The sequence below is a fragment of the Brevibacillus dissolubilis genome (assembly GCF_006170445.1).
GTDB classification, from domain to species: Bacteria; Bacillota; Bacilli; order Brevibacillales; family Brevibacillaceae; genus Brevibacillus_B; species Brevibacillus_B dissolubilis.
On record NZ_VCNA01000007.1, the window covers coordinates 259,026 to 282,195 of the forward strand.

The 23,170-nt window shown below is 51.3% G+C and carries 19 protein-coding genes; 15 read left to right on the forward strand and 4 right to left on the reverse strand.

Annotation, left to right across the window (positions count from 1 at the left end; all coding sequences use genetic code 11):
• Window positions 1-4: 4 nt before the first annotated feature.
• The 7 genes from argB to FGI41_RS15225 all read left to right on the forward strand — a co-directional run bounded on the left by argB (window position 5) and on the right by FGI41_RS15225 (window position 9,614).
• A complete protein-coding gene (gene argB, locus FGI41_RS15195; RefSeq protein WP_139491201.1) occupies window positions 5-808 on the forward strand; it encodes an acetylglutamate kinase in 804 nt (267 codons plus the stop codon).
• A complete protein-coding gene (argD, locus tag FGI41_RS15200; protein WP_139491202.1) occupies window positions 805-1,992 on the forward strand; it encodes an acetylornithine transaminase in 1,188 nt (395 codons plus the stop codon). Before argB ends, argD begins: the two co-directional genes overlap by 4 nt.
• A 165-nt stretch (window positions 1,993-2,157) precedes the next feature.
• A complete protein-coding gene (locus tag FGI41_RS15205) occupies window positions 2,158-3,264 on the forward strand; it encodes a carbamoyl phosphate synthase small subunit (protein WP_139491203.1) in 1,107 nt (368 codons plus the stop codon).
• On the forward strand, window positions 3,257-6,496 hold the full coding sequence (carB, locus tag FGI41_RS15210) for a carbamoyl-phosphate synthase (glutamine-hydrolyzing) large subunit (RefSeq protein ID WP_139491204.1): 3,240 nt from the start codon (window positions 3,257-3,259) through the stop codon (window positions 6,494-6,496). The genes FGI41_RS15205 and carB overlap by 8 nt, the downstream gene beginning before the upstream one ends.
• A complete protein-coding gene (gene argF, locus FGI41_RS15215; protein ID WP_139491205.1) occupies window positions 6,441-7,412 on the forward strand; it encodes an ornithine carbamoyltransferase in 972 nt (323 codons plus the stop codon). The genes carB and argF overlap by 56 nt, the downstream gene beginning before the upstream one ends.
• A gap of 428 nt (window positions 7,413-7,840) precedes the next feature.
• The gene (locus tag FGI41_RS15220; protein ID WP_255298483.1) at window positions 7,841-8,305 is read left to right on the forward strand and encodes a DUF5317 domain-containing protein; all 465 of its coding nucleotides are present in this window, start codon (window positions 7,841-7,843) and stop codon (window positions 8,303-8,305) included.
• On the forward strand, window positions 8,289-9,614 hold the full coding sequence (locus tag FGI41_RS15225) for an HD-GYP domain-containing protein (protein ID WP_139491207.1): 1,326 nt from the start codon (window positions 8,289-8,291) through the stop codon (window positions 9,612-9,614). The genes FGI41_RS15220 and FGI41_RS15225 overlap by 17 nt, the downstream gene beginning before the upstream one ends.
• Before the next feature lie 56 nt (window positions 9,615-9,670).
• Here the strand turns inward: FGI41_RS15225 and FGI41_RS15230 are convergent, their stop codons facing one another.
• Window positions 9,671-10,222, reverse strand: coding sequence for a histidine phosphatase family protein (locus FGI41_RS15230; protein WP_139491208.1), 552 nt, complete (start codon window positions 10,220-10,222; stop codon window positions 9,671-9,673).
• 613 nt (window positions 10,223-10,835) lie between these two features.
• Between FGI41_RS15230 and FGI41_RS15235 the strand changes: the two genes are divergently transcribed.
• Both FGI41_RS15235 and argH read left to right on the forward strand, forming a co-directional pair.
• Complete coding sequence (locus FGI41_RS15235) at window positions 10,836-12,095, forward strand: argininosuccinate synthase (RefSeq protein WP_139491209.1); 1,260 nt, start codon at window positions 10,836-10,838, stop codon at window positions 12,093-12,095.
• Window positions 12,092-13,552: an argininosuccinate lyase gene (gene argH, locus FGI41_RS15240; RefSeq protein WP_139491210.1), complete on the forward strand. Its 1,461-nt coding sequence runs from the start codon at window positions 12,092-12,094 to the stop codon at window positions 13,550-13,552. The genes FGI41_RS15235 and argH overlap by 4 nt, the downstream gene beginning before the upstream one ends.
• Before the next feature lie 84 nt (window positions 13,553-13,636).
• Here argH and FGI41_RS15245 read toward each other — a convergent pair whose 3' ends face one another.
• The gene (locus FGI41_RS15245; RefSeq protein WP_139491211.1) at window positions 13,637-14,350 is read right to left on the reverse strand and encodes a MerR family DNA-binding transcriptional regulator; all 714 of its coding nucleotides are present in this window, start codon (window positions 14,348-14,350) and stop codon (window positions 13,637-13,639) included.
• Between the two features lie 155 nt (window positions 14,351-14,505).
• Here FGI41_RS15245 and FGI41_RS15250 point away from each other — a divergent pair, with 155 nt between their 5' ends.
• On the forward strand, window positions 14,506-15,147 hold the full coding sequence (locus tag FGI41_RS15250; RefSeq protein WP_139491212.1) for a DUF5701 family protein: 642 nt from the start codon (window positions 14,506-14,508) through the stop codon (window positions 15,145-15,147).
• A 95-nt stretch (window positions 15,148-15,242) separates the two neighbouring features.
• On the opposite strand, the gene FGI41_RS15255 is transcribed toward FGI41_RS15250, so the two are convergent.
• The gene (locus FGI41_RS15255) at window positions 15,243-16,400 is read right to left on the reverse strand and encodes an iron-containing alcohol dehydrogenase (protein ID WP_139491213.1); all 1,158 of its coding nucleotides are present in this window, start codon (window positions 16,398-16,400) and stop codon (window positions 15,243-15,245) included.
• 157 nt (window positions 16,401-16,557) lie between these two features.
• Entirely contained in the window at window positions 16,558-17,058 is a 501-nt protein-coding gene (locus FGI41_RS15260; RefSeq protein WP_139491214.1) for a PepSY-associated TM helix domain-containing protein, read from the reverse strand.
• A gap of 243 nt (window positions 17,059-17,301) precedes the next feature.
• Here FGI41_RS15260 and ftsE point away from each other — a divergent pair, with 243 nt between their 5' ends.
• The 5 genes from ftsE to FGI41_RS15285 all read left to right on the forward strand — a co-directional run bounded on the left by ftsE (window position 17,302) and on the right by FGI41_RS15285 (window position 23,075).
• Complete coding sequence (gene ftsE / locus FGI41_RS15265; protein ID WP_139491215.1) at window positions 17,302-17,988, forward strand: cell division ATP-binding protein FtsE; 687 nt, start codon at window positions 17,302-17,304, stop codon at window positions 17,986-17,988.
• Complete coding sequence (gene ftsX / locus FGI41_RS15270; RefSeq protein WP_139491216.1) at window positions 17,978-18,871, forward strand: permease-like cell division protein FtsX; 894 nt, start codon at window positions 17,978-17,980, stop codon at window positions 18,869-18,871. Before ftsE ends, ftsX begins: the two co-directional genes overlap by 11 nt.
• Before the next feature lie 51 nt (window positions 18,872-18,922).
• Entirely contained in the window at window positions 18,923-20,113 is a 1,191-nt protein-coding gene (locus FGI41_RS15275) for a murein hydrolase activator EnvC family protein (protein WP_139491217.1), read from the forward strand.
• Window positions 20,114-20,206: 93 nt separating this feature from the next.
• Window positions 20,207-21,676, forward strand: coding sequence for a S41 family peptidase (locus FGI41_RS15280; RefSeq protein WP_139491218.1), 1,470 nt, complete (start codon window positions 20,207-20,209; stop codon window positions 21,674-21,676).
• Between the two features lie 118 nt (window positions 21,677-21,794).
• Window positions 21,795-23,075, forward strand: a complete 1,281-nt coding sequence (locus tag FGI41_RS15285) for a PDZ domain-containing protein (protein ID WP_139491219.1) — start codon at window positions 21,795-21,797, stop codon at window positions 23,073-23,075.
• Window positions 23,076-23,170 lie beyond the last annotated feature (95 nt).

Here is a 23,170-nt window from a genome sequence, read left to right on the forward strand (position 1 = left end):
AGAGATGGAACCGATATTGGTGATCAAATGCGGGGGAAGCACGATGGAGCAGCTTCCCGTTGCTTTTTTCACGGCGCTGGCACAGATGCAGCAGGCAGGAAAGCAGATCGTCATCGTCCACGGAGGCGGTCCGGCGATCAATCAGGCACTGGCCCAGATGCAGATTCAGCCTCAGTTCGTCGATGGTATGCGGGTGACGGATGAACAGACACTACAGGTCGTGGAGATGGTGCTGTGTGGCTCGATCAATAAGCAGCTGGTCAGACGAATCCAGACTGCAGGTGGTCGGGCATGGGGGCTGAGTGGAGTAGACGGCGGTCTGATCACGGCGCAACAGACCAGTCTGCCGCTCGGATTAGTAGGGGAGATTGAGCGTGTCGACCCGGCTGCAATCCATGCGGTGTTGGATCAGGGGTGCATCCCGGTCATCGCTCCGCTCGGTGTGTCAGCAGATGGCACACAGGCGTACAACATCAATGCCGATGTAGCAGCAGGGGCAGTAGCAGCCGTGCTTTCTGCCGAAAAATTATTGATGATTACCGATGTTGCGGGGATCATGCGCCCCCAAGCGAACGGAGAGCTGGCCGTGGAGTCTCAGGTAAGCCCGTCCGACATCGCTGAATGGACAGAGGCGGGTATCATCTACGGTGGTATGATTCCCAAGGTGCAATCCGCACTGGATGCCTTACACCAAGGTGTGCGCGAAGTCGTGATTTGTCAGGGAACAGCGGAAGCAGTACGGGCGGCCTGTACAGGAGAGCCTGTAGGTACATCTATTCAAGCGGAATATGGGGGAGTGGCACAATGAGTCAGTCAGCAGTTTCAACTTCATGCAATCTAATGAATAATTACGCAAGGTGGCCGATCGCCTTGGTCAAGGGGCAAGCCAACACCGTCTGGGACGACACAGGAAAAGCCTATCTGGACTTCACCTCAGGCATCGCGGTCACATCCCTGGGCCATTGCCCGCCACAGGTAACCAAGGCGCTGCAGGAGCAGCTGGAGACGCTCTGGCACTGCTCCAATCTGTTCCGCATCCCTGTGCAGGAAGAGCTTGCGGCCAAGCTGGCTGAAGTGTCTGGTCTCGACAAAGTATTCTTCTGCAACAGCGGAGCTGAGGCCAACGAAGGTGCGATCAAGATCGCCCGCCGCTATGCGCAAAAAATCAAAGGGGAAGAGCGCTACGAAGTCATCACGTTCCATCAGTCGTTCCACGGACGCACACTGGCGACACTGACGGCGACAGGACAAGACAAGGTAAAAGACGGCTTCCTGCCTCTGCCGGAGGGCTTCATCAGCGTACCCTACAATGATCTGGAGGCACTCAAGGCAGTGATCACCGAGCGTACCTGCGGCATCCTGATGGAGCTGGTACAAGGCGAAGGCGGCGTCCATGCAGCCGATCCAGCATGGGTCAAGGCCGTGCGGGAGCTGTGCGACGAGCAAGGCATCCTATTTATGGTTGACGAGGTACAGACAGGGATCGGACGTACCGGTACATGGTTTGCGTTCCAGCAATACGGGATTACACCAGATGTCGTCTCCGTGGCCAAAGGACTGGGCAGCGGCTTCCCGATCGGCGCTGTGTTGGCTGTCGACAAGGTAGCAGAAGCGTTTTCGCCGGGCACCCATGGGACTACCTTCGGGGGCAACCCACTCGCAACTACAGCGGGTGTGGCAACATTGGCCACGATTGAGCAAGAGAACCTGCTGGCACGCGTCAATCAGCTGAACGAATACCTCGTAGCCCAGCTTCAGAAACTGCAACAGACCAGCGGGGATAAAGTCACCCATATCCGCGGACGCGGCCTGCTGATCGGTGTCGAGCTGACCCAGCCTGCCGCAGATATCATCACCTATGCACGGGAAAAAGGTGTGCTTCTCCACAGCGCAGGGCCCAATGTAATCCGCCTGCTGCCATCCTTTGTGACGACAGAGCAAGAGATCGATACCGTGATCAACGTACTGACAGAAGCCCTTTTACAAGGCTAAATACAAGCGAAGAACTAGGGATTTTTCTCTGGTTCTTTTTTTTACGTGAAAAAGGATTGCATCTTTATAACTTCATTTGTATAATAATGCATTATTACGAATAAACATAAAATCAAAACAGCCAAATAGATAACAGACTGGTTTGGACGGGAGATGAAACGTTAGATGAATAAGAATGCACATTCGCATGGAACGGGATACGTTACGCTGACGACCGGGGATGTGTTCGAAGGGACGATTTACGGCGCACCGCTTTTGACGAGTGGGGAAGTGGTGTTTCATACAGGGATGACAGGATACCAGGAAGTGATGACAGACCCATCGTTTGCAGGGCAGATCGTTACCTTCACCTATCCGCTGATCGGCAACTACGGAGTGAATGAACTGGACAATGAGGCGCATAAACCTGCATTGGCCGGGATGATCGTGGGGGATTTGTGCGAGAAGCCGAGTCACTTCCGCTCACGCTATTCACTTGCAGAGGTGGCAGAAAAGCATAGCTTCCCGATCCTCGCGGGGATTGATACACGGACGATCACCAAGCTGGTGCGCGATCTGGGCAATATCTACGGTGTCATCTCTGACCGCCCCTTGAGCGTAGAGGAAGTGCAGGCGTTCCGTGCGAAGCGCAAGGCAGAGCCTGTGGTTGCATCCGTCTCCTGCGAGCAGCCTGTGCATTTCCCGGGCAAACGGGAGCATATCGTACTAATCGATCTGGGCGCGAAGCAGTCGATCATCACCGAACTGCTTGCGATGGGTTGCCGAGTGACCGCTGTGCCGTACAACACCACCTATGCAGAGATCAAAGCCCTGCAGCCTGATGGTCTAGTACTCTCTAACGGCCCTGGAGACCCGATGGAGATGCTGCCATACCTCGCTGAGTGGAAAAAGGCAGTGGAGCAATACCCGACACTGGGGATCTGCCTCGGACATCAGGTGCTGGCTCTCATGTACGGGGCCAAAACAGAGCGTCTGCCATACGGTCACCGCGGCAGTAACCACCCGGTCAAGGAGCTTGCCACCGGAAAAGTCTATCTGACCTCGCAAAACCACGGGTATGTGGTCAAAGAGGATTCTCTTGATAAAAACAACCTTGCAATCACCTACCGCAATGTCAATGACGGCACCGTGGAAGGCATCCGCCACCACTACCTGCCGATGATGAGCGTACAGTTCCATCCAGAAGCACATCCGGGTCCAAGTGACACTTCACATATTTTCACATCATTTATTCAGTCTTTACAGTCGATGGGAGCGAAGCATTATGCCTAAGGCACAACACATACACAAGGTACTGGTGGTCGGTTCTGGACCGATCGTGATTGGGCAGGCAGCGGAGTTTGACTACTCCGGCACGCAGGCTTGCCTGGCACTCAAAGAGGAAGGCGTAGAGGTCATCCTCGTCAACAATAACCCAGCTACCATCATGACAGATGAGCATATTGCAGACAAAGTCTATATGGAACCGCTGACTGTGGAATCGATCACCCGCATCATCGAAAAAGAACGCCCGGACGGGTTGTTACCTACCTTGGGAGGTCAGACGGGTCTGAACATGGCCGTCTCCCTCTCTGAGGCAGGGGTGCTCCAGAAGTATGGTGTCGCCCTGCTCGGTACTCCACTTGATGCGATCCAGAACGGGGAAGACCGTGAGCTTTTCAAGCAAATGATGAAGCGCATCGGTGAGCCTGTGCCAGAGAGTGAGACAGTGGAAACGGTGGAAGCGGCTCTTGCTTTTGCTGATAAAATCGGCTATCCAGTGATCGTCCGCCCAGCCTATACACTCGGTGGTGCAGGCGGCGGTATCGCCAATGATGTGGAATCACTCCAGGCTGTGGCCACCCGTGGTCTTGCTGCCAGCCCGATCCAACAAATCCTCGTAGAGCGCAGCGTAAAAGGCTGGAAAGAGATCGAATACGAGGTCATGCGCGATGCCAACGATACTTGCATCATCGTATGTAACATGGAAAACTTCGATCCGGTTGGTGTGCATACAGGGGACAGTATCGTTGTAGCCCCGTCCCAGACGCTGACCGACCAGCAATACCAGATGCTCAGAAGCGTCTCTACCAAGGTAATCCGCGCACTCGGCGTGGTCGGCGGATGTAATATCCAGTTCGCCCTCGACCCTGTGTCTGACCAATATTATCTAATCGAGGTCAACCCGCGCGTCAGCCGCTCCAGTGCACTTGCCTCCAAAGCGACCGGCTATCCAATCGCACGCATGGCCGCCAAGCTGGCACTCGGCTACAACCTCGATGAGCTGATCAACCCAATCACAGGCTATACCTACGCAAGCTTTGAGCCGACGCTTGACTATGTCGTGGTCAAGATCCCACGCTGGCCTTTTGATAAATTCTCACATGCCGACCGCACTCTCGGCACACAGATGAAAGCGACGGGTGAAGTGATGGCGATTGCCCGCAACCTGGAGTCCGGTCTGTTAAAAGCGGTTCGTTCTCTGGAGCTTGGTTATCATCACCTCTACCGTGCCGACATGGCTGCCCTCTCACGCGAAGAGCTGTGGCAAGCGGCTACCGAAGCGACCGATATCCGTCTGTTTGCCTTGGCACAGGCAGTACGTGAAGGCTTCACTCTCGAAGAACTGCATGAGGCGACTGGTATCGATCCATTTTTCCTCGACAAAATCGGGCAAATCATCGCACTCGAACAGGAATTGGCACAACATACGCTGGATCAGCTCCCGCAAGACCTGCTCAAAGAGGCCAAACAACGCGGCTTCGCAGACAGCACGATTGCTTGGCTGACCGGCACAGAGGAGACAGCCGTCCGCGAGCTACGCGCAAGCCTGAACCTGTATCCTAGCTTCAACATGGTAGATACCTGCGCAGGTGAATTCGAGGCGAAGACCCCATACTACTACTCCACCTGGCAAGGCCAAGATGAAGTAGCTCCACTCTCCGGTAAAAAAGTGCTGGTTCTCGGTTCCGGCCCAATCCGCATCGGTCAGGGTGTCGAGTTCGACTATTGCTCCGTCCATGCAGCCAAAGCATTGCAAGGACAAGAGATCAAAGCGGTCGTAGTCAACAACAACCCTGAGACGGTCAGTACCGATTATCAGACAGCGGACCATCTGTATTTTGAACCATTGACCGTAGAAGACGTGCTGCATATCGCACAGCGTGAGCAGGTCACAGACGTACTGGTTCAATTCGGCGGGCAGACCGCGATCAATCTCGCGGCACCGCTTGCACAGGCAGGTCTAAACATCATGGGCACGACGCTTGCAGCGATTGACAGTGTGGAAGACCGTGAACAGTTTTATGAGCTGCTGCGCGGACTGTCCATCCCGCATATCCCAGGTCAGGGTGTCACCTCTATGGAGGAGGCTGTCGCTGCTGCTACAACCATCGGCTATCCGGTCTTGCTCCGTCCGTCTTACGTAATCGGCGGTCAAGGCATGACCATCGCCTATGACGAGTCCGAAGTGATTCAAGCGGTCAGTGGCTGGCTCACAGCGGAGGGGGCACAGAGCTTCTTCCCGCTGCTCGTTGACAAGTTCATCCCGGGTCTCGAAGTCGAGATCGATGCCGTATGCGACGGAACCGATGTATTGATCCCAGGGATTTATCAGCACGTGGAAAAAGCGGGGATCCACTCCGGTGACAGTACTGCGATTTTCCCGGCTCCTGATCTGAGTGAGCAACACAAAAACACCATCCTGACCTACACCAAGCAGATCGCTGTAGCGATGGGTGCGGTCGGCTTGATCAATATTCAGTTCGTCATCGATCAAGACACCATCTACGTGCTTGAAGTGAATCCGCGTGCTTCCCGTACCGTGCCGATCACCAGCAAAGTAACAGGCGTCCCACTTGTTGAGCTGGCTGTGCGCGCTAGCCTCGGGGAGTCCCTCGGCAAGCTTGGATTCGGAACCGGTCTGCTGCCAGAGATCCCGTATATCGTCGTCAAAGCACCTGTATTCTCCACCATCAAGCTCAACGGTGTAGACCCGGCACTTGGCCCTGACATGAAATCAACAGGCGAAGTCCTCGGCCTCGGCCGCAGCCTGACCGAAGCCGCGTCCAAAGCATTCGGCTACAAAGAAGGAGCACTTCCTGCCTTAAAACAGGGTGACTGGCTGTTCGTCTCCTTGCAGGATGGCGATAAATCCACCTTGGTGGCGCAGCTGTCCCTTTTACAGCAACAGGGAATTCAGTTAGCCGCTACACCAGGTACAACACAATATCTAGTATCCCAGGGACTTACTGTTCCGAGCGTAATTTCCAACGAAACCGAGCTACAATCGTTTATCCATAAACAAAAAATCCATCTGGCACTGATCACACCGACCAAAGGAAACCGTTCCGACCGTACCGGATTTGCGCTTCGTTCCCTTGCCTTACAGAAGGGCATCCCGTTGATCACCGCCGTGGAAACATTCGGGCTTTATCTGCAAGCCAACCAACAAAAGGAGAGTGGCACACATGTTGTCTGCGAAGACCTTCAATCTTTATCCCAACCTCAATCTTCAGCACTTTAAGGGACGTGATGTCCTGCGGATCGATGAGTTCAACCAGCAGGAATTACACCAGCTCGTCCAGCTTGCTCTGGATATCAAAAAGATGCAAAAAGCAGGGACTCCCTATCAACCGCTGAAAGGCAAAACCTTGGGGATGATCTTCACCAAATCGTCGACGCGGACACGTGTTTCTTTTGAAGTGGGCATGTATCAGCTCGGCGGGATGAGCCTGTTTTTAAGTGACCGTGACCTGCAGATCGGTCGTGGTGAGCCGATCTCAGATACCGCCCAGGTCATGTCCCGCTATCTGGACTGCATCATGATCCGCACCCATGCACACGAAGATGTGGAAGAGCTGGCCCGCTACGCAGATATCCCGATCATCAACGGTCTGACCGATCAGTTCCACCCATGCCAAGCGCTGGCTGACCTGCTGACCATTCTTGAGCACAAAGGCAGCTTGGAAGGCGTTAAGCTCACCTATATCGGTGACGGAAATAACGTAGCCAACTCTCTCGTGCTCGGAGCGGCTCTCCTCGGACTCGACATCCGTGTCGCTACTCCGGAAGGCTATGAAATGGACCCGCAAATCTTGCAACAGGCACAAGCATACGCGAACCAATCGGGAGCGAAGCTGTTGACCACTCATGATCCGTTGGAAGCAGTACATCAGACCGAGGTGATCTATACAGACGTCTGGACGAGTATGGGCTTTGAAGCGGAGAATGAGAAGCGTTTGAAGGATTTTGCCGCTTATCAGGTGAACCAAGACCTCATGAAAAATGCTGATCCGAACTACCTGTTTATGCACTGTTTACCTGCCCACCGTGGGGAAGAAGTGGCGGCTGACGTGATTGATAGCAAACATTCTATCGTTTTCGATCAGGCTGAGAACCGTTTACATGCCCAGAAGGCTATTCTAACCACGGTACTTTAAGGAAGAAATGGGTGACAAAAACAAAAAATTCTGCTACGATGAATAAATGTTAGGAATGTCGAACTAGTTCTAAAAACATAATTACACTAATAAACTACTATTGCACAAAATTTACTTCTGTGTGTATCATGTAAGTAAGGCTGAGGTTTACCATAACTAGTTACTCTCCGTACTTTTTATTCTAGGAGGAATGCAATATGAAAAAGGCATTTGTAACCATTCTTCTGGTAGCAGGGATCGTAGCAGCGACTTCTGCAAATTTTAACGTACTCTAAACCTAAACCAATGGAAAAACACCGCTGATTGAAGTGGTGTTTTTCCGCAATTCTGGGGGTTTTTTTATGTTGTTAGATGTTATAATATTCTCGTTTATAGTAGCTTTACTGCGAGGTGGAAGATTACGCGAGATACCCGTTTTCCATAAGGTGGTGTTCTTGGGGAGCAGTATCGTCTTACAGCTTTGTTCTGCGTTCTTACCCGGTTGGTCAGGGGTGTTGGTATCCTTGGCGTATGTGGGGACGTTGCTGTTTTTCATGTTTAATCGGGAACATGAGGACATCCGTATTTTTATGGTAGGCTGGTTTATGAATGCGCTTGCGATCTGGTTGAACGGGGGAAAAATGCCGATCGACCTGGAACAGGCAAAAAAATTGCCGTATTCGTTGGATGCGGTGATAAATGGGACAGACTTTAAACATAGTGTCTTAACAGAAGTAACAAGAGTGCCTTTTTTCGCCGATATCATTTATATGCCCTATCCCATTCCACGGGTGATTAGCCTGGGTGACGTATTTATTATGATAGGAGCGTTTCTGTTGATCCAACGCATTATGAACAAGCCTATATCACTAGTACATTTGCGCGAAGGAAAAAACTATGCGACCAAAAATTGATGTAAAGGACATTTTCGTTCGTATACTCGTTCAATTCATTTTCCCGCTCGCGGGTCTGGCGATCCTGTTTTCGGTTCTGCCGCAGTGGGAAGTCCGTGAACACTGGATTATTCTGTTTATCTATGCGGGTCTGACGGTTGTCTGCTCGTTTGCTCCGGTGATCACGTTCAATACCAAGCTGACGCTCAACAATGCCGTGATCCTCTCCGGTATCCTGTTGTATGGGACATGGTTGGGGGTCTGGTCAGCCTTTATTGAGACGATGATTTTGGCTGTGCTGTTCCGCTCGGCTCTGGAGCGGGTCCTGTTCAATGTGGGACAGATTCTGCTGACGGTCTGGCTGGTGTCTGGGGTCAATCAGCTGTTCATGACGCTAGGTGTGCCATGGATGGTTTCAGACATGCTGCTGATCGGTATTTATCTGCTGGCCAATCCGACCTTGGCTGCGGTTGGGATTCATCATTTTATGAAGTATCCATTCTTAGAGGTTCTGGTCGGGATGCTCAAGAGCAGCGCCTTCCTCTATCTGCTTCTGATGGCGATTGGGGATATCGGGGCGCGTCTGATCCAGTACGCTGGATTCTGGGCGATCATTCCGCTGGTCGTTACCTTCTTCTTGATCCGTACCGTCTTCCGTCAGTATCATCAGAGTCTTGGTGAGATCGAAGGCAAGGTAGAAGAGGTCAAGCAGCTCAACAACTCCTTCCTGATCGCGATGGCCGCATCAATCGACGCACGTGACCCTTACACACACGGTCACTCGTACCGCGTTGCCTATTTTGGCCGTGAGATCGCCAAAGCCATCGGTCTGCCGAAGCAACAGGTCGACGAGGTCTATTTTGGCGGGATTCTGCATGACATCGGTAAGATCGGGATTGAGGACGGCATCCTCAACAAAAACGGCAAGCTGACAGAAGAAGAGTACGCCAAAATCAAGCAACACCCAGTCATCGGTTATCAAATCCTGCTGCAGGCGGGTGTATTCCCTGAATTGCTGCCTGCGATCCGCTGGCATCACGAACGGATGGACGGACTCGGCTATCCAGACGGGCTGACCGGCGAACAAATTCCACTGATGGCGCGCATTCTGGCGATCTCAGATGCGTTCGACGCGATGGTATCAGACCGTCCGTACCGCAAAGGGATGCCGGTCGAAGTCGCCTTGGAACGTATCGAAAAAGCACTGGGCACCCAGTTTGACACAGAGCTGGCCAGTCAGTTCATCAAGCTGGTAAGAGAAATCCCTGAAGATGAATTACAGCGGATTATTCATACAACCGGACATGAATCGATTATGAAAGAAGAATAGCAAGAGCCCCTATCACTCACTCGGAAGGTAGGGGCTTTTGTCTTTTTTTATGTAGGTTAGGAAGAGACCCAGATCCGCTCAATCGTCGGCTGTTCTGTCTCAAATGTCAGTAGGAAGACATCGGGATTCGAGAGCTGTTTCCATTCTTCAAACCCGAAGCGATCGTCAAAATGCTTCAAGAGCAGTGTGATCAGGTTCCCGTGTGAAGCAATCGCTGTCCTGCCGGCCCCCTCGTATGCGATGATCTCAGCCAATAAGGTTGCCGCCCGTTGCATCACAGCCCGACTTGTCTCTCCGCCTTGCAGCGACAGATCGAGATCCTCGAACGTAAGGCGAAGCTGCTCCATCCAATCCGGCAAATCACCATCCGTGCTCAAAATCCGCTCAGCCAGCCGCTCATCTGTCTCAATCGGCAGACCAAGCCGCTCCGCCAAAGGTCTGACCGAATCGCACGCCCGTACAAACGGACTGCTCACGATCCGCTCAATCCCACGCTCCTCCAAAAAATCCGCCAGCAACTGCGCCTGCTCTACCCCCAACTCCGTCAAAGGCTCATGAGCCAGCTGCCCCGCAGCCTTACAATGGCGGATGATATATACTTGTTTCATCTACACTTCACCTCGTTTTTCTGTGATGTATTAGAAAATTTTGTGATTCAACATTTTAGACGATAGAGAATGATCTGTCAATCGATGGGAAAAGTGTATGCGTATTCATTTTGTATCCTTTCTATATAAAATTGTATGTGATGTTTGCTCGTTGAGAGAAAAGGATAGAACTGATCTGGGTTCATAACGATAGGTATTGAAAAGTCGTCGGATTTAGACGGCTTTTTGTTTTGTATATGCTCATAACCCGGTAGGAGAGGGGGAGCCGTTCGAGATGAGAGCCTCTTTGAAAACCAGCTTAGCGAAGGGAAAAGAAATGGCGTAGTTACTTCTGTGAGTTCCCCCAGGGGAAACCCCATCGCTTGATTAAGCTTCAGCGAACCTTTTTCCCCGACCAGCCATTTCTTTTCCCGCAGCGGACAGTCTCATCCCCTTGCGGGTTTTCAAGAAAGGCAAGCAGCTCGAACGGCTCCTCCTCTCCACGCCCCAGAATATACCAACAAAAAACCACCCCATAGACATGTATTTTTTATAAATCACCTGTTGTATTTTTATAAATGTGTATGTATAATTACTCACATAACAACTCGAACGATTGGGGAGAAACACACAAATGAGTAAAGAAAAAATCGTTTTGGCTTATTCCGGCGGTCTGGACACCTCCGTTGCTATTAAATGGCTTCAAGAAACTTATAACTACGATGTAATTGCAGTCGCACTCGATGTAGGCGAAGGCAAGGACCTCGATTTCGTACAGAAAAAAGCCCTGCAAGTAGGTGCTTATAAATCACTGGTTGTGGATGCAAAAGAAGCGTTCGCCAATGAATATGTATTACCTGCTCTGCAAGCTAATGCCATGTATGAAGGCAAATACCCATTGGTTTCTGCACTTTCCCGTTACCTCATCTCTCGTATTCTGATCGAGATCGCGGAGCAAGAAGGCGCGGTTGCAGTAGCACACGGTTGCACAGGGAAAGGGAACGACCAAGTACGTTTTGACGTATCGTTCACTGCTCTTAACCCAGATATCCAAATCGTGGCGCCTGTACGTGAATGGGGCTGGACCCGTGATGAGGAGATCGAATACGCGAAAAAGAATAACATCCCGATTCCGATCAACCTCGACAACCCATACAGCATCGACCAAAACCTCTGGGGCCGCAGCTGCGAATGCGGTGTGCTCGAAGATCCTTGGGCTGCTCCACCAGAAGGCGCTTATGATCTGACCAAATCCATCGCGGATGCTCCAGATCAACCGGAAGAGATCGAAATCACTTTTGTGAAAGGTGTACCAACCGCACTCAACGGTGAACAGCTTCCACTGTCCGAACTCATCCTCAAGCTCAACAAAATCGCGGGTGAGCACGGTGTAGGCCGTATCGACCACGTAGAGAACCGTCTCGTGGGTATCAAATCCCGTGAAGTATATGAAACACCTGCTGCGACCACTCTGATCCTGGCACACCGTGAGCTGGAGTTCTTGACCCAGCCGCGTGAGGTAGCTCAGTTCAAACCGATCATGGAGCAAAAAATGGCTCAGGTGATCTACGAGGGTCTGTGGTATTCCCCGATCCGCAAAGCGGTTCAAGCATTTATCGAAGAAACTCAACAAAACGTAACCGGCGTTGTCCGTGTGAAATTGCATAAAGGCCATGCGATTGTCGTAGGCCGTAAATCCGATGTATCCCTCTACAGCCACGAATTGGCTACGTATAACGCAGGGGATCAGTTCGATCACAAAGCAGCGCTTGGCTTCATCAAGCTGTGGGGCCTCCCAACCAAAGTCTACAGCCAAGTCAACGGCAGCCAGACAACAGAAGGCAAGCTCGACATCAACATCAGCGCGGCAGGAAAGGAAGGCATCACATCATGAAATTGTGGGGCGGGCGTTTCACCAAGCCAACCAATCAACTCGTAGAAGAATACACGGCTTCCATCTCGTTTGACCAGAAGCTGTGGCGTCAGGATATCGTGGGCAGTTCTGCCCACGTGGCGATGCTGGGCAAATGCGGTATCCTCCCGATGGATGAGGTAAGCCTGATCCTCAACGGGCTGAAAAAGGTGAAGGATAAAATCGAGCACGGTCAAGTGACATTCCTGGTATCTCATGAAGATATCCACATGAACATCGAAAAGATGCTCATCGAGGAGATCGGCCCTGTCGGCGGTAAGCTGCACACAGGCCGCAGCCGGAATGACCAAGTCGCCTTGGATATGCACCTCTATCTGCGTGAAAAACTGATGGAGATCATCCAACTGGCGTACTACCTCCAAGACGCTCTGCTCGAACAGGCAGAAAAGCATCTCGATACCGTCATGCCTGGCTATACCCATCTGCAACGGGCGCAGCCTGTACTGTTCGGCTATCACCTGATGGCGTATGTGTCGATGCTTGGCCGTGATATCGAGCGCCTGCAGCAATGCTGGCACCGTGTCAACATCCTGCCGCTCGGAGCAGGTGCGTTGGCTGGTACGACTTTCCCGATTGACCGTGAGTTCGTGGCGTCGATGCTTCAGTTTGACGATATCTACCTCAACAGCATGGACGCAGTAAGCGACCGTGACTTTATCGTAGAGTTCCTCGCTGACGCCTCTCTCTTGATGACCCACTTGTCCCGTATTTGTGAAGAAATGGTGATCTGGAGTAGCCAAGAATTCAGCTTTATTGAACTTGACGATGCGTTCTGCACCGGCTCCAGCATCATGCCGCAAAAGAAAAATCCGGACGTAGCCGAACTGGTGCGCGGGAAAACCGGCCGTGTGTACGGCAATCTGGTTGGACTTTTGACCGTATTGAAAGGTCTTCCGCTCGCCTACAACAAAGACATGCAAGAAGACAAGGAAGGCATGTTTGACACCGTAGCAACCCTGCATGGTGCGCTTGCCCTGCTCACTCCGATGATCCAGACGATGCAGGTGAAGTCCGATCGTATGCGTGAAGCGGTCACCAAGGACTTCTCCAATGCGACAGACCTGGCCGACTATCTGGTCACCAAGAACATCCCGTTCCGTCAGGCGCATGAGATCGTCGGTAAAGCGGTACTCTACTGCATCGAACAGCAGAAGTATCTGCTCGACCTCTCCATGGAAGAGTTCAAAGAATTCTCCCCGCTGATCGAGGAAGATGTCTACCACGCGCTCGACATCGACACCGTGGTCAATGCCCGTAACGTCCTCGGCGGTACAGCACGCGTGCAAGTGGAAAAACAAATCGCGGCGTACCGTGAGCGTCAGGTGCCAAGCCAAGAGTGGATTAAACAAAACAGCCAGAAGGTCATGGTGGAATCACTGGTCGATATCGGTTCCGGTGTGAAGCGTGCCAGCCTCTAGTTGTAACCACCGAACAAATTCATTTTCATAGAAAAAAAGACGATTTTCCCTTAACGATGGGGAAATCGTCTTTTTTGCTGTTTATCATGCCTTTAGTACACCTAACACACTGCATAAACGGTACAAGTAGTGTAAGCCGCGTAGTTGTTCGCGATTTACTTTGTTCAAATAATTGCGTATATCATGGGCAATCTTTTTCGTCTGTTCTGCATTATGATGATCCAATTCTTTGATGGCTTGCTTGAGGGTAACGATTTCTTGAGAGTATACGGCTGTTTGCAAGGTACGAATCAGCAATATTTTAATGAAATCAGAATGACTAAACCTTCGATATCCATTGCTTGCATCGCGTGAAGGCGTAATAAGACCAACCTTTTCCCAGTGGCGGATGGCCGAGCTTGGAATATCGGTTTTGGCGGAGACCTCCCCGATTGTCATCCACTCCTTTACTTCAATTGAAGGTAGAGTGTCATACTCCTGAGTCTCTAGGATTTGCACGGTTTTTTCTGCCATCATTTTATCGCGTTGAAGGGAGGCTTGGGCTTCATTCACCAGCCAGAGTGCAGCATCTATCTGGTTCTTTTGAATGTTGCGGAGAACTTCTGAGGTGATGTCCATGCCAAATCCGGGGGACATCGCTTTGATGCATGCAAAATAAGCCATGTGTTCCTCGGTGTATACTCGATATCCGTTCGTGGAGCGCTCACTGGGCGGGACAATACCCTTGGCTTCGTAATGTCGTAGGGCACTTGTGCTTATCTGAAGTATTCTTGCGATATCAATCGGTTTTCGTGTCATCGGGATCACCTCAGAAGAGATCATATCCAAAAGATTAAATGCTTTACAATGTTTTTTCAACTAAAGCCTATGAAATAAAGGTGAAATGAGAAAAACCTTATCATTTGCATGAATGTTGTAGGATTACCTTATAGGTTATGGAGGAGGGGATGGGCATGTTAGTAAATGAATTTGCTCGCCAAGTCGAGAATTTAATCGAAAAAGAATACCATAGCATTGCTGGGATGACGAAAGATGAATTCAGGAAACACCTCGAACCTCTGAGAGAAATAATCACATCAGTTGCTCCGCTTGAGCGTGAACCCGAGCAAGGACGAATCCCGTTTGTAATCGTAATCAAAAGCGAATGGGTAACAGGAGATAAAGCAATGCAGCTCGTTGAGCGTAATGGCAAAACCGGATTTACCGTCATGGAATCAGAGGATATCCAACGTTTCAAGCCGATTGAAGGTGTAGAACTTCCCGATCGTATGGCCTATCTGCTGATGGATGTCGATACAGGCCATGAAACTCTCAACGTCACGCCGAATGAAGCAATCAAGACGATTATGCACGAAAACAGATTTCCGCTTACGATTGAAGAAGGTATTGCTGTTATCACCCATTACCCGGAAGTATTGAAGAAAAATAACGGGTTTTCTTTACTCGGTTCCAGATGTGGCGACCGCAGGGTTACCGCTTTGTGGATCAGTGGTGGAAAGCCTAAGCTTGGCTGGTGTTGGGCAGGAAATCCACATACATGGTTGGGTTCAGCCTCTTGCGGCAGCAGGCAGGGTATTGAATTCATATCCTCTTAGAAAAGCAATAGACTCCTGGTATGGCAATAAAGCGTTAAGCAGCTTTTAGCCATACCAGGAGTCTTTTTTCACAGCGTCACAGCGCAGCGCTCGACTTACAAGCTCATACGCAGAATTTCTTTTACATCAGCCGCTTCGAGCTTCTTGAAGTTGCCGATTGGACCGAATGGCGTAGCTTTCTCGGCCATCACATCGAGGTTCTCATCGCCGATCTTGTAATCCGCGAGACGGGTAGGAGCACCGATCTTCTTGAAGAATGCTTCGACTTGAGCAATCCCCTCAAGCGCCACTTCTTCATCGGTTTTGCCGGTTGGATCGACGTTCCAGACGCGGGTAGCGAACTGGACGAAGCGCCCGACGTTTTCTTTATACACATAGCGCATCCATTGCGGGAAGATGATCGCCAGACCGCCGCCATGCGGGATATCGTAGATCGCACTGACCGCATGCTCGATGGAGTGACTCGCCCAGTCGGTCACTACACCCATTGGGAGGAAGCCGTTGAGCGCCATGGTGCCTGCAAAGAGCAGGTTGGCACGGGCATCGTAATCATGTGGATTTTCGATCGCGCGTTCTGCATTTTCGATCACGGTCTGCAGGACGGATTCCATCCAGCGGGACTGAAGCAGAATCTCAGGAGTGTGGCTGAAATATTGTTCAAAGACGTGCGACATCATATCGGCGATCCCATAGATCGTCTGGTCGCGCGGTACGCTGAAGGTATTCTCAGGGTCTAAGATGGAGAAGGCAGGGAAGGTGGTTGGCCCGCCGTGTTTTTCTTTGGTTTCCCAGTTGGTCACGACGCTCCCGGAGTTCATCTCAGAGCCAGTCGCTGCCAAGGTCAGGACGGTACCGAGTGGGAGCGCTTTGGTCGGGCGTGCTTTGCGGGAATAGAAGTCCCACACATCGCCTTCGTAGACAGCACCGACTGCAACAGCCTTAGCTGCGTCGATCACGCTGCCGCCGCCTACCGCAAGTACCCAGTCGATGCCTTCGCTACGGCAGAGGTCGATCCCTTTGCGCACCGTGCTGAGGTGCGGGTTCGGCTCGACACCGGCCAGCTCGGTTACGTTACAGCCTTGTTCGCCCAAGATATTCATTACGTTATCATATAAGCCAAACTTCTTGATGCTGCCACCGCCGTACACCAACAAGATGTTTTTACCGTATTGCTCTACTTTTGCTGAGAGGTGGGACAGCTGTCCCTTCCCAAAGATTAATTGCGTCGGATTGTGAAAGACGAAATTGTTCATCTTACAAAAAACTCCCTTCCTTAGTAGCAATCCATCCTATTTTACCTCAGTAGTCTGCTTACTTCTAGTAAGTAGTATGCTTGTGCTGCACTTAGAGAAAATAGAAACCGACCTTTTTCATCGGAAAAGATCGGTTCTTGTGTGTGAGTATGTGTAATCAGGGTTGCAGCTTGCTAGGTTTTTTGCGTCTGGGCAGAAAATAAATCAGACCTGAGATGACCAGCAGAATGGTGAGGATCGAGACAACCTCCAGCACGGTTACGTAATTCAAATCCTCCCATTCACCTACGTGCAAGCCATAGAACAGATCGAGAATCGGATCCTGCTTGAGTGCGTGGATATGCCCCTTTTCATCGATGGTCAGGCGCAGGATCGGGTCGCGTGCGATGTATACCTTAAACGCTTCGCCCGACTTTGCGATCGAACGGATTTCATCCCAGCTGTACTCGCCGGTCGCGGTCAACTGCTCGCCTATATAGGAAATCGTATATGCCTCAGCCTTGTCAGGAAGCGGAATGGACGTCACCTTGAGGTCGGTCGCTTCCTCCTGATACCACGGGACATTCAACAGCAAAAAGCCCGTGACCGCCCACATCAGCAAAAAAAGGCTGACGATCAGTCCGGCATAACGGTGAAAGGTTCGGTTTTGTCTAAACATACAGGGTCTCCTCTCGATAGCAACAATCTCTAACACTCTACCATGAACCCCCATTGCTAGAAAAAGACTCAAAAGGGCTATTTTCATGAACCTGCATTCCCCTCCCTTTCCAGCAAAAATCGGCTGATCGACAATAATTGCGCCATTTAGAGGATAACATTGACGTTTTTCGATGTTATAATAGAAAAAGTCTCGTTTTTCGAGATTACGAGAATCAGAGACGTAGAGTAGGATGTGATCGTTTTGATAGAGATGTTTGATGTCTGGAAGACCTACGCCAACGGGACCAACGCTCTCAAAGGAGTCAGCGTCAAGATCGACAAAGGCGAATTCGTCTATGTGGTCGGCCCGAGCGGTGCAGGTAAATCGACGTTTATCAAACTGATGTACAGGGAAGAAAAACCAACCAAAGGACAGATTTTCCTTGGTGGATTTAATATCAGCAAAATCAAAGAACGACAAATTCCGATTGTGCGTCGAAGCATCGGTGTGGTGTTTCAAGATTTTAAATTGTTGCCGACATTGACCGTGTATGAAAATGTCGCATTTGCTATGGAGGTCATTGAGACTCCGACGAAGCTGATCAAGCCGCGCGTGATGGATGTACTCGGCTTAGTCAAGCTCAAGCACAAAGCCAAGATGCTGCCGAATGAACTGTCCGGCGGTGAACAGCAGCGTGTCGCACTGGCACGGGCGCTGGTCAATAATCCGGGCATCATCATTGCCGATGAGCCGACAGGGAACCTCGACCCGGACACCTCGTGGGAGATCATGAAGCTGTTCGATGAGATTAACAACAATGGGACAACCGTCGTGATGGCTACCCACAACCGCGAAATCGTCAACTCGATGCGCCGTCGCGTCATCGCGATTGAAGGCGGCGAGATCGTTCGTGATGAGCTGAGGGGGGAATACGGCTATGAAGATTAGAACATTGGGCCGTCATGTCCGCGAAGGCGCCAAGAATCTCGGGCGCAACGGCTGGATGACCTTTGCTTCGGTCTCTGCCGTATCGATTACCCTGCTGATTTTGGGTGTTTTTTTGATTCTCGCACTCAATGTCAACCATATTGCCCAGACCGTTGAAAAGCAGGTAGAAATCCGCGTCTTCCTCGACGTGCTGGCTGATAAGACTATCGCCACACAGGTGCAGGATCAGATCGAAGCGAATCCCAAGGTGGACACCGTCACCTTCATCTCCAAAGAGGAGGGCCTCGAACAGCTGAAAAAACGCTTCGGCCAAAATGCGAAGCTGCTCGAAGGCTTAGAGGATGACAATCCGCTCCCAGATACCCTTGTCGTCAAGGCGAAGGTGCCAAGTGAGACCGCATCGATCGCCAAAGAGGTGAAGGGGCTGGAGCATGTAGAGGATGTCTCATACGGCGAAGGCACGGTTGAAAAGCTCTTCACCGCCACTGCCGCCATCCGCAATGTCGGGATTATTTTTATCGTCGGTCTTGCTTTTACGGCGATGTTTTTGATTGCCAATACGATTCGCCTGACCATCATGGCCCGCCGTCGTGAGATTGAGATCATGAAGCTGGTCGGCGCGACGAACTGGTTTATCCGCTGGCCGTTTTTTGTCGAGGGTCTGTTGATGGGCTCGATTGGGGCATTAATCCCGATTGTCATTTTGACAGGCGGCTATTATTATCTGGTGGATAAGGTGAATACAAGTATGACCGTTGTCTTCTTCAGCCTGTTGCCGATGAACCCGCTCTCCTATCAGGTGGCACTCATCCTGATTTCTATCGGGGCGTTTATCGGAATATGGGGAAGTATGATATCCGTCCGAAGATTCTTACGCGTCTAATGCCGACATACAGTAAGGAAGGCGCAGTATTTCTTGTTGGGGAGGAGCCGTATGAGGAACAAAGTCACACTAGCTGTCGTCATGGCCAGCATGCTGGCATGGGGAGTGATCCCAGCACCAGCCGGATACGCGAGCAAGACATCCCTGTCCAAAATCAACAAAGAAATCGCTGAAATCCGCGCCCAAAAGAAAGCACAGCAAAACAACGTAAAGGCGATCGAAAGCCAAATCGCCACCATCAAAAAAGAACGCGGTGTGCTGGAACAAGAGCTGGTCGTCATCGACACCAAGCGTAACGATATCCAACGCAAAATCGACAAATTAGACCAAGATATCGAAGCAACCACGAAAAAAGCGATAGAAGCGCAAGAAAAGCTGGATGAATCGATTGAGCGCGTTGCCCAACGTGAAATCCTGCTCAAGACCCGCATCAAAACGATGTACAAACGTGGGAACGTCTCCTATCTGGAAGTCCTGCTCGGCTCGTCTGACTTCGGTGACTTCCTCACCCGCATGCAAGGTCTGCGGATGATTGTCGAGAACGATACGCGTATCCTCGAAGACAACATCCAAGACAAGCAGGCAGTGGAGAAGCACCAGCAAGAGGTAGAAGGACTCCTGGCTAACTACAAGCAGATGTTCGCGGAGAGTGAAGATCTCAAGGCAGAGCTTGACCACCAGTTCGAAAAGAGCAAAGTGATCAAAGCAGAGCTGGAGAAGCAAGAGGAGCATCTGCATGAGATCGAAGAAGAGGAAGAACAACGACTGATTGAGCTTGTCCAGATGGAGGCATCCAAAGTAGCAGAGCGAAAACGCCTCGAAAGCGTCTCCAAGTATAAAGGCGGCCGTCTCGGCCTGCCGATTGCTTCCGGCAGCTTCCGCTTCACCTCAGGCTTCGGTATGCGTTCTGACCCGTTTACCGGCAGAAGTGCGGGGCATAATGGTCTTGACATGGCTGCGCCACGAGGTACGACGATCTATGCCGCAGAAGACGGTATCGTGGTGTTCGCCTCCTACATGCGCGGCTTCGGCAACACCGTCGTCATCCAGCATAACCAAGAGATCCGCACCCTGTATGGTCATATCCGTGAGGGCGGGATCAAGGTAAGTGTCGGTCAGGCGGTCAAGCGCGGCCAGAAGATCGCTGAGGTAGGCTCGACCGGTCGCTCGACAGGCAATCACCTGCACTTTACCGTGTACAAAAACAATCGGGCAGTTGACCCGGCTCCTTATATCCGTTAATCTCATACCAAATACAAATATTGTTGCCAGGTCTTGCATATACTAGTTTTATACCTGTTCCGCCAAAGTGACGTAAGGAAGGTGTGAAGACGAATGAGATGGAATGGACGTACGCTGTTTGCACTCGTACTTGTCAGCATGATGGCCAGCAGCCTGCTGACCCTCGCCGTGGTCAATTCCAATGCCGCAGCGGTCGGCCAAACCGCCATGGCAAGCAGCAACGGCCTGTTCGCTATAGGGAATGGACAAGAATACCCGAAAGAATTTGCCAAGCTAAAAGACGCTTACGAGATCATTAAAGGACGATATGTCCACAATGTAGAGAGTGATCAGCTTGTTCAAGGAGCCATCCAAGGCATGATCAGTTCGCTTGATGATCCGTACTCAGATTATATGGACGCGAAGGCAGCCGAGGAGTTTAACTCTTCTCTGCACTCTTCTTTCCAAGGGATCGGTGCGGAAGTCTCCATGCAGAATGGCCGAGTCACCGTCGTCAGCCCGATCAAAGGCTCACCGGCTGAACTGGCAGGGATTCGTCCTAATGACGTGATCATCAGTGTCAACGGTGAATCACTCGATGGTCTTGACCTGCAGAAGGCCGTCCTCAAAATCCGTGGCCCTAAAGGCTCCAAAGCTACCCTCAAAATCGCCCGTCCTGGTGTCTCCGAGCCGCTTACGCTCGTCGTGACCCGTGACGATATTCCGATTGAGACCGTACATGTAACCAGCTTCACCAAGAACAACAAGAAAATCGGCCGAATCGAAATCTCTCAATTCGCCAGCGAAACAGCCAAGGACTTCGGAACCGAGCTTGCCAAGCTGGAGAAGGAAGGCATCCAAGGCTTGATTATCGACGTGCGCGGCAACCCGGGCGGCTATCTCACTGCCGTCAAGCATATCGGTGAGATGCTTGTTCCAAACAAAGGCGTCATCGTCAAGATCGCCTACGGTGACAAAGCAGATAAGCAAGACGAAATCCGCTCCACTGCCGTTAAGAAAAAACCATACCCAATCATCCTGCTTGCTGACAACGGCAGTGCAAGTGCCTCTGAGATCCTCGCAGGCGCACTCCGCGACAGTGCAGGCTATAAGATCATCGGTGAAAAAACCTTCGGGAAAGGCACCGTTCAAGACACTGTTGAGATGGACGACAAGAGCCAGATCAAGCTGACCATCGCCAAATGGCTCACTCCAAAAGGCGAATGGATTCACGAAAAGGGCATCCAGCCTGATATCAAGGTCGAACAGCCAGAGTACTTCAAAGCCGCACAACTGCCGGCTGACAAAGTGCTGAGCTTCGACATGAACAGCACCGACGTGAAAAACCTGCAGCTGATTCTGACTGGTCTCAAATACACACCAGTCCGTACTGACGGCTACTTCGATGCGAAGACAGTGGATGCGGTCAAACGCTTCCAGACCGCTAAGAAGCTGCCTGTTACAGGTAAAGTAGATGCTGCAACAGCCAAAGCATTGCAGGATCAACTGATTACCGTGCTGCGCGAACCGGCAAATGATGCCCAGCTGCAAAAAGCATTGGAAGTCATCTCTACGCAAAAGTAAGGGACAATAGTCCCTGTTCCCATAAGCAGGGAATCCATTACCAGCTGTAGAAATTAAGAACCACGGAGAATTCTTCCGTGGTTCTTTCGTTTTTTTGACACAGCTTGGAGGGAAACGAATGACAGCTGGAATCAGTTTTTTGCAGCAATATATGTACGCGCTCGGACAATTTTTGATCAATCCGTTGCTATATGTCTTTATTCTGTTCATCTACCTGCACTATCGTAAGCAGATGGCGCTGGAGCGTCAGTTGTTTGCCGTGCGGATTCAATCACCGTTGCCGCAGACGCTTCGCTCGGTGGTAGCGGGCTTGATGGGCGGTCTGTTCGTCTCCATCGCGTCAGGCTTATTGGGTCTGTATGTGCAGGTGGCTGACGTCTGGCTGGTCTGGGTACTGGCATTGGTTCTGGCCTTTTTCCGCCTGCGTTATCTTTGTCTGGCGTATGCGTCAGGGCTGCTTACGTTCTTACACGGGGTCGCGCTGTTAATACCTGCGCTTGCTGAAGCACCTGGAATCGGCAGTCTATGGAGTCTGCTGCTTGCAGCCAAGCCTCTGCCGCTTTTGGCGTTGGTCGCATTGCTGCACGTGGTTGAGGCGGCATTCGTCCGCTGGAACGCTGGGCAGGATGCATCCCCGATGTTTATCTCAGGCAGACGGGGGCGTATCGTTGGAGCGTATCAGCTGCACTCGTTTTGGCTGACACCACTGATCATCCTAGTGCCATCTCAGACAGGTGAATTCGGGCTTGGGGCATTGTTCCAAGGCTGGCCGGTGTTCGCATCTGGAGATCTGCCGTTGAACTTCGGATTTTTGCTCATCCCTGCGATTACAGGCTTCTCTGCGATGACACAGTCGATGACACCGGAGCGCAAGGCGGAGCACCTTTCTGCTCAACTGGTCTGGTATTCCGTGATTCTGTTTGCTTTGGCCTATGCGACTGTATGGGTTCCACAGCTTCTCTGGCTGACCGCTCTGTTTGGCATACTGGGCCATGAGGGCTTGGCATATCTCAGCCAATATCGGGAGGATCAGTCCCAGCCGTATTTTGTCCCATCCTCACGCGGACTCAAGGTGATGGCCGTCATCCCGCATTCACCGGCTGAGGAGATGGGCATCCTCCCTGGAGAGATCATTGTGAAGGTGAACGGACATCCGATCCGGGAAAAGTCCCAGCTTTATCCCGCCTTGCAAGCTAACTCCGCTTTTTGCAAAATGGAAGTGCTCACCTACGACAATGAGATCAAGTTCACCCAGACGGCTGTCTACGCGGGCCGCCATCATCAGCTGGGGATCATCGTCGTACCGGATGCCGATACGGTTGAATACGTCGACATCCGCAACAACAGCATTCTGAAGCTATTGAAGCAGCGCATGCAAAAGATGAATATGGGAGCGTAGACCGAACGTATAGAACAGACAGTGGGGGATTACATGATGCCCTGCTGTTTTTTTATGGAAAAACCATTTCCGGGGAAATTCCCGCTGGAGTGGGC

Excerpts from the sequence above, each read along its gene's own strand:
- argB (WP_139491201.1), top strand. The coding sequence starts at position 5 with ATGGAACCGATATTGGTGATCAAATGCGGGGGAAGCACGATGGAGCAG.
- argD (WP_139491202.1), top strand. The coding sequence starts at position 805 with ATGAGTCAGTCAGCAGTTTCAACTTCATGCAATCTAATGAATAATTAC.
- FGI41_RS15205 (WP_139491203.1), top strand. The coding sequence starts at position 2,158 with ATGAATAAGAATGCACATTCGCATGGAACGGGATACGTTACGCTGACG.
- carB (WP_139491204.1), top strand. The coding sequence starts at position 3,257 with ATGCCTAAGGCACAACACATACACAAGGTACTGGTGGTCGGTTCTGGA.
- argF (WP_139491205.1), top strand. The coding sequence starts at position 6,441 with ATGTTGTCTGCGAAGACCTTCAATCTTTATCCCAACCTCAATCTTCAG.
- FGI41_RS15225 (WP_139491207.1), top strand. The coding sequence starts at position 8,289 with ATGCGACCAAAAATTGATGTAAAGGACATTTTCGTTCGTATACTCGTT.
- FGI41_RS15230 (WP_139491208.1), bottom strand. The coding sequence starts at position 10,222 with ATGAAACAAGTATATATCATCCGCCATTGTAAGGCTGCGGGGCAGCTG.
- FGI41_RS15235 (WP_139491209.1), top strand. The coding sequence starts at position 10,836 with ATGAGTAAAGAAAAAATCGTTTTGGCTTATTCCGGCGGTCTGGACACC.
- argH (WP_139491210.1), top strand. The coding sequence starts at position 12,092 with ATGAAATTGTGGGGCGGGCGTTTCACCAAGCCAACCAATCAACTCGTA.
- FGI41_RS15245 (WP_139491211.1), bottom strand. The coding sequence starts at position 14,350 with ATGACACGAAAACCGATTGATATCGCAAGAATACTTCAGATAAGCACA.
- FGI41_RS15250 (WP_139491212.1), top strand. The coding sequence starts at position 14,506 with ATGTTAGTAAATGAATTTGCTCGCCAAGTCGAGAATTTAATCGAAAAA.
- FGI41_RS15255 (WP_139491213.1), bottom strand. The coding sequence starts at position 16,400 with ATGAACAATTTCGTCTTTCACAATCCGACGCAATTAATCTTTGGGAAG.
- FGI41_RS15260 (WP_139491214.1), bottom strand. The coding sequence starts at position 17,058 with ATGTTTAGACAAAACCGAACCTTTCACCGTTATGCCGGACTGATCGTC.
- ftsX (WP_139491216.1), top strand. The coding sequence starts at position 17,978 with ATGAAGATTAGAACATTGGGCCGTCATGTCCGCGAAGGCGCCAAGAAT.
- FGI41_RS15275 (WP_139491217.1), top strand. The coding sequence starts at position 18,923 with ATGAGGAACAAAGTCACACTAGCTGTCGTCATGGCCAGCATGCTGGCA.
- FGI41_RS15280 (WP_139491218.1), top strand. The coding sequence starts at position 20,207 with ATGAGATGGAATGGACGTACGCTGTTTGCACTCGTACTTGTCAGCATG.
- FGI41_RS15285 (WP_139491219.1), top strand. The coding sequence starts at position 21,795 with ATGACAGCTGGAATCAGTTTTTTGCAGCAATATATGTACGCGCTCGGA.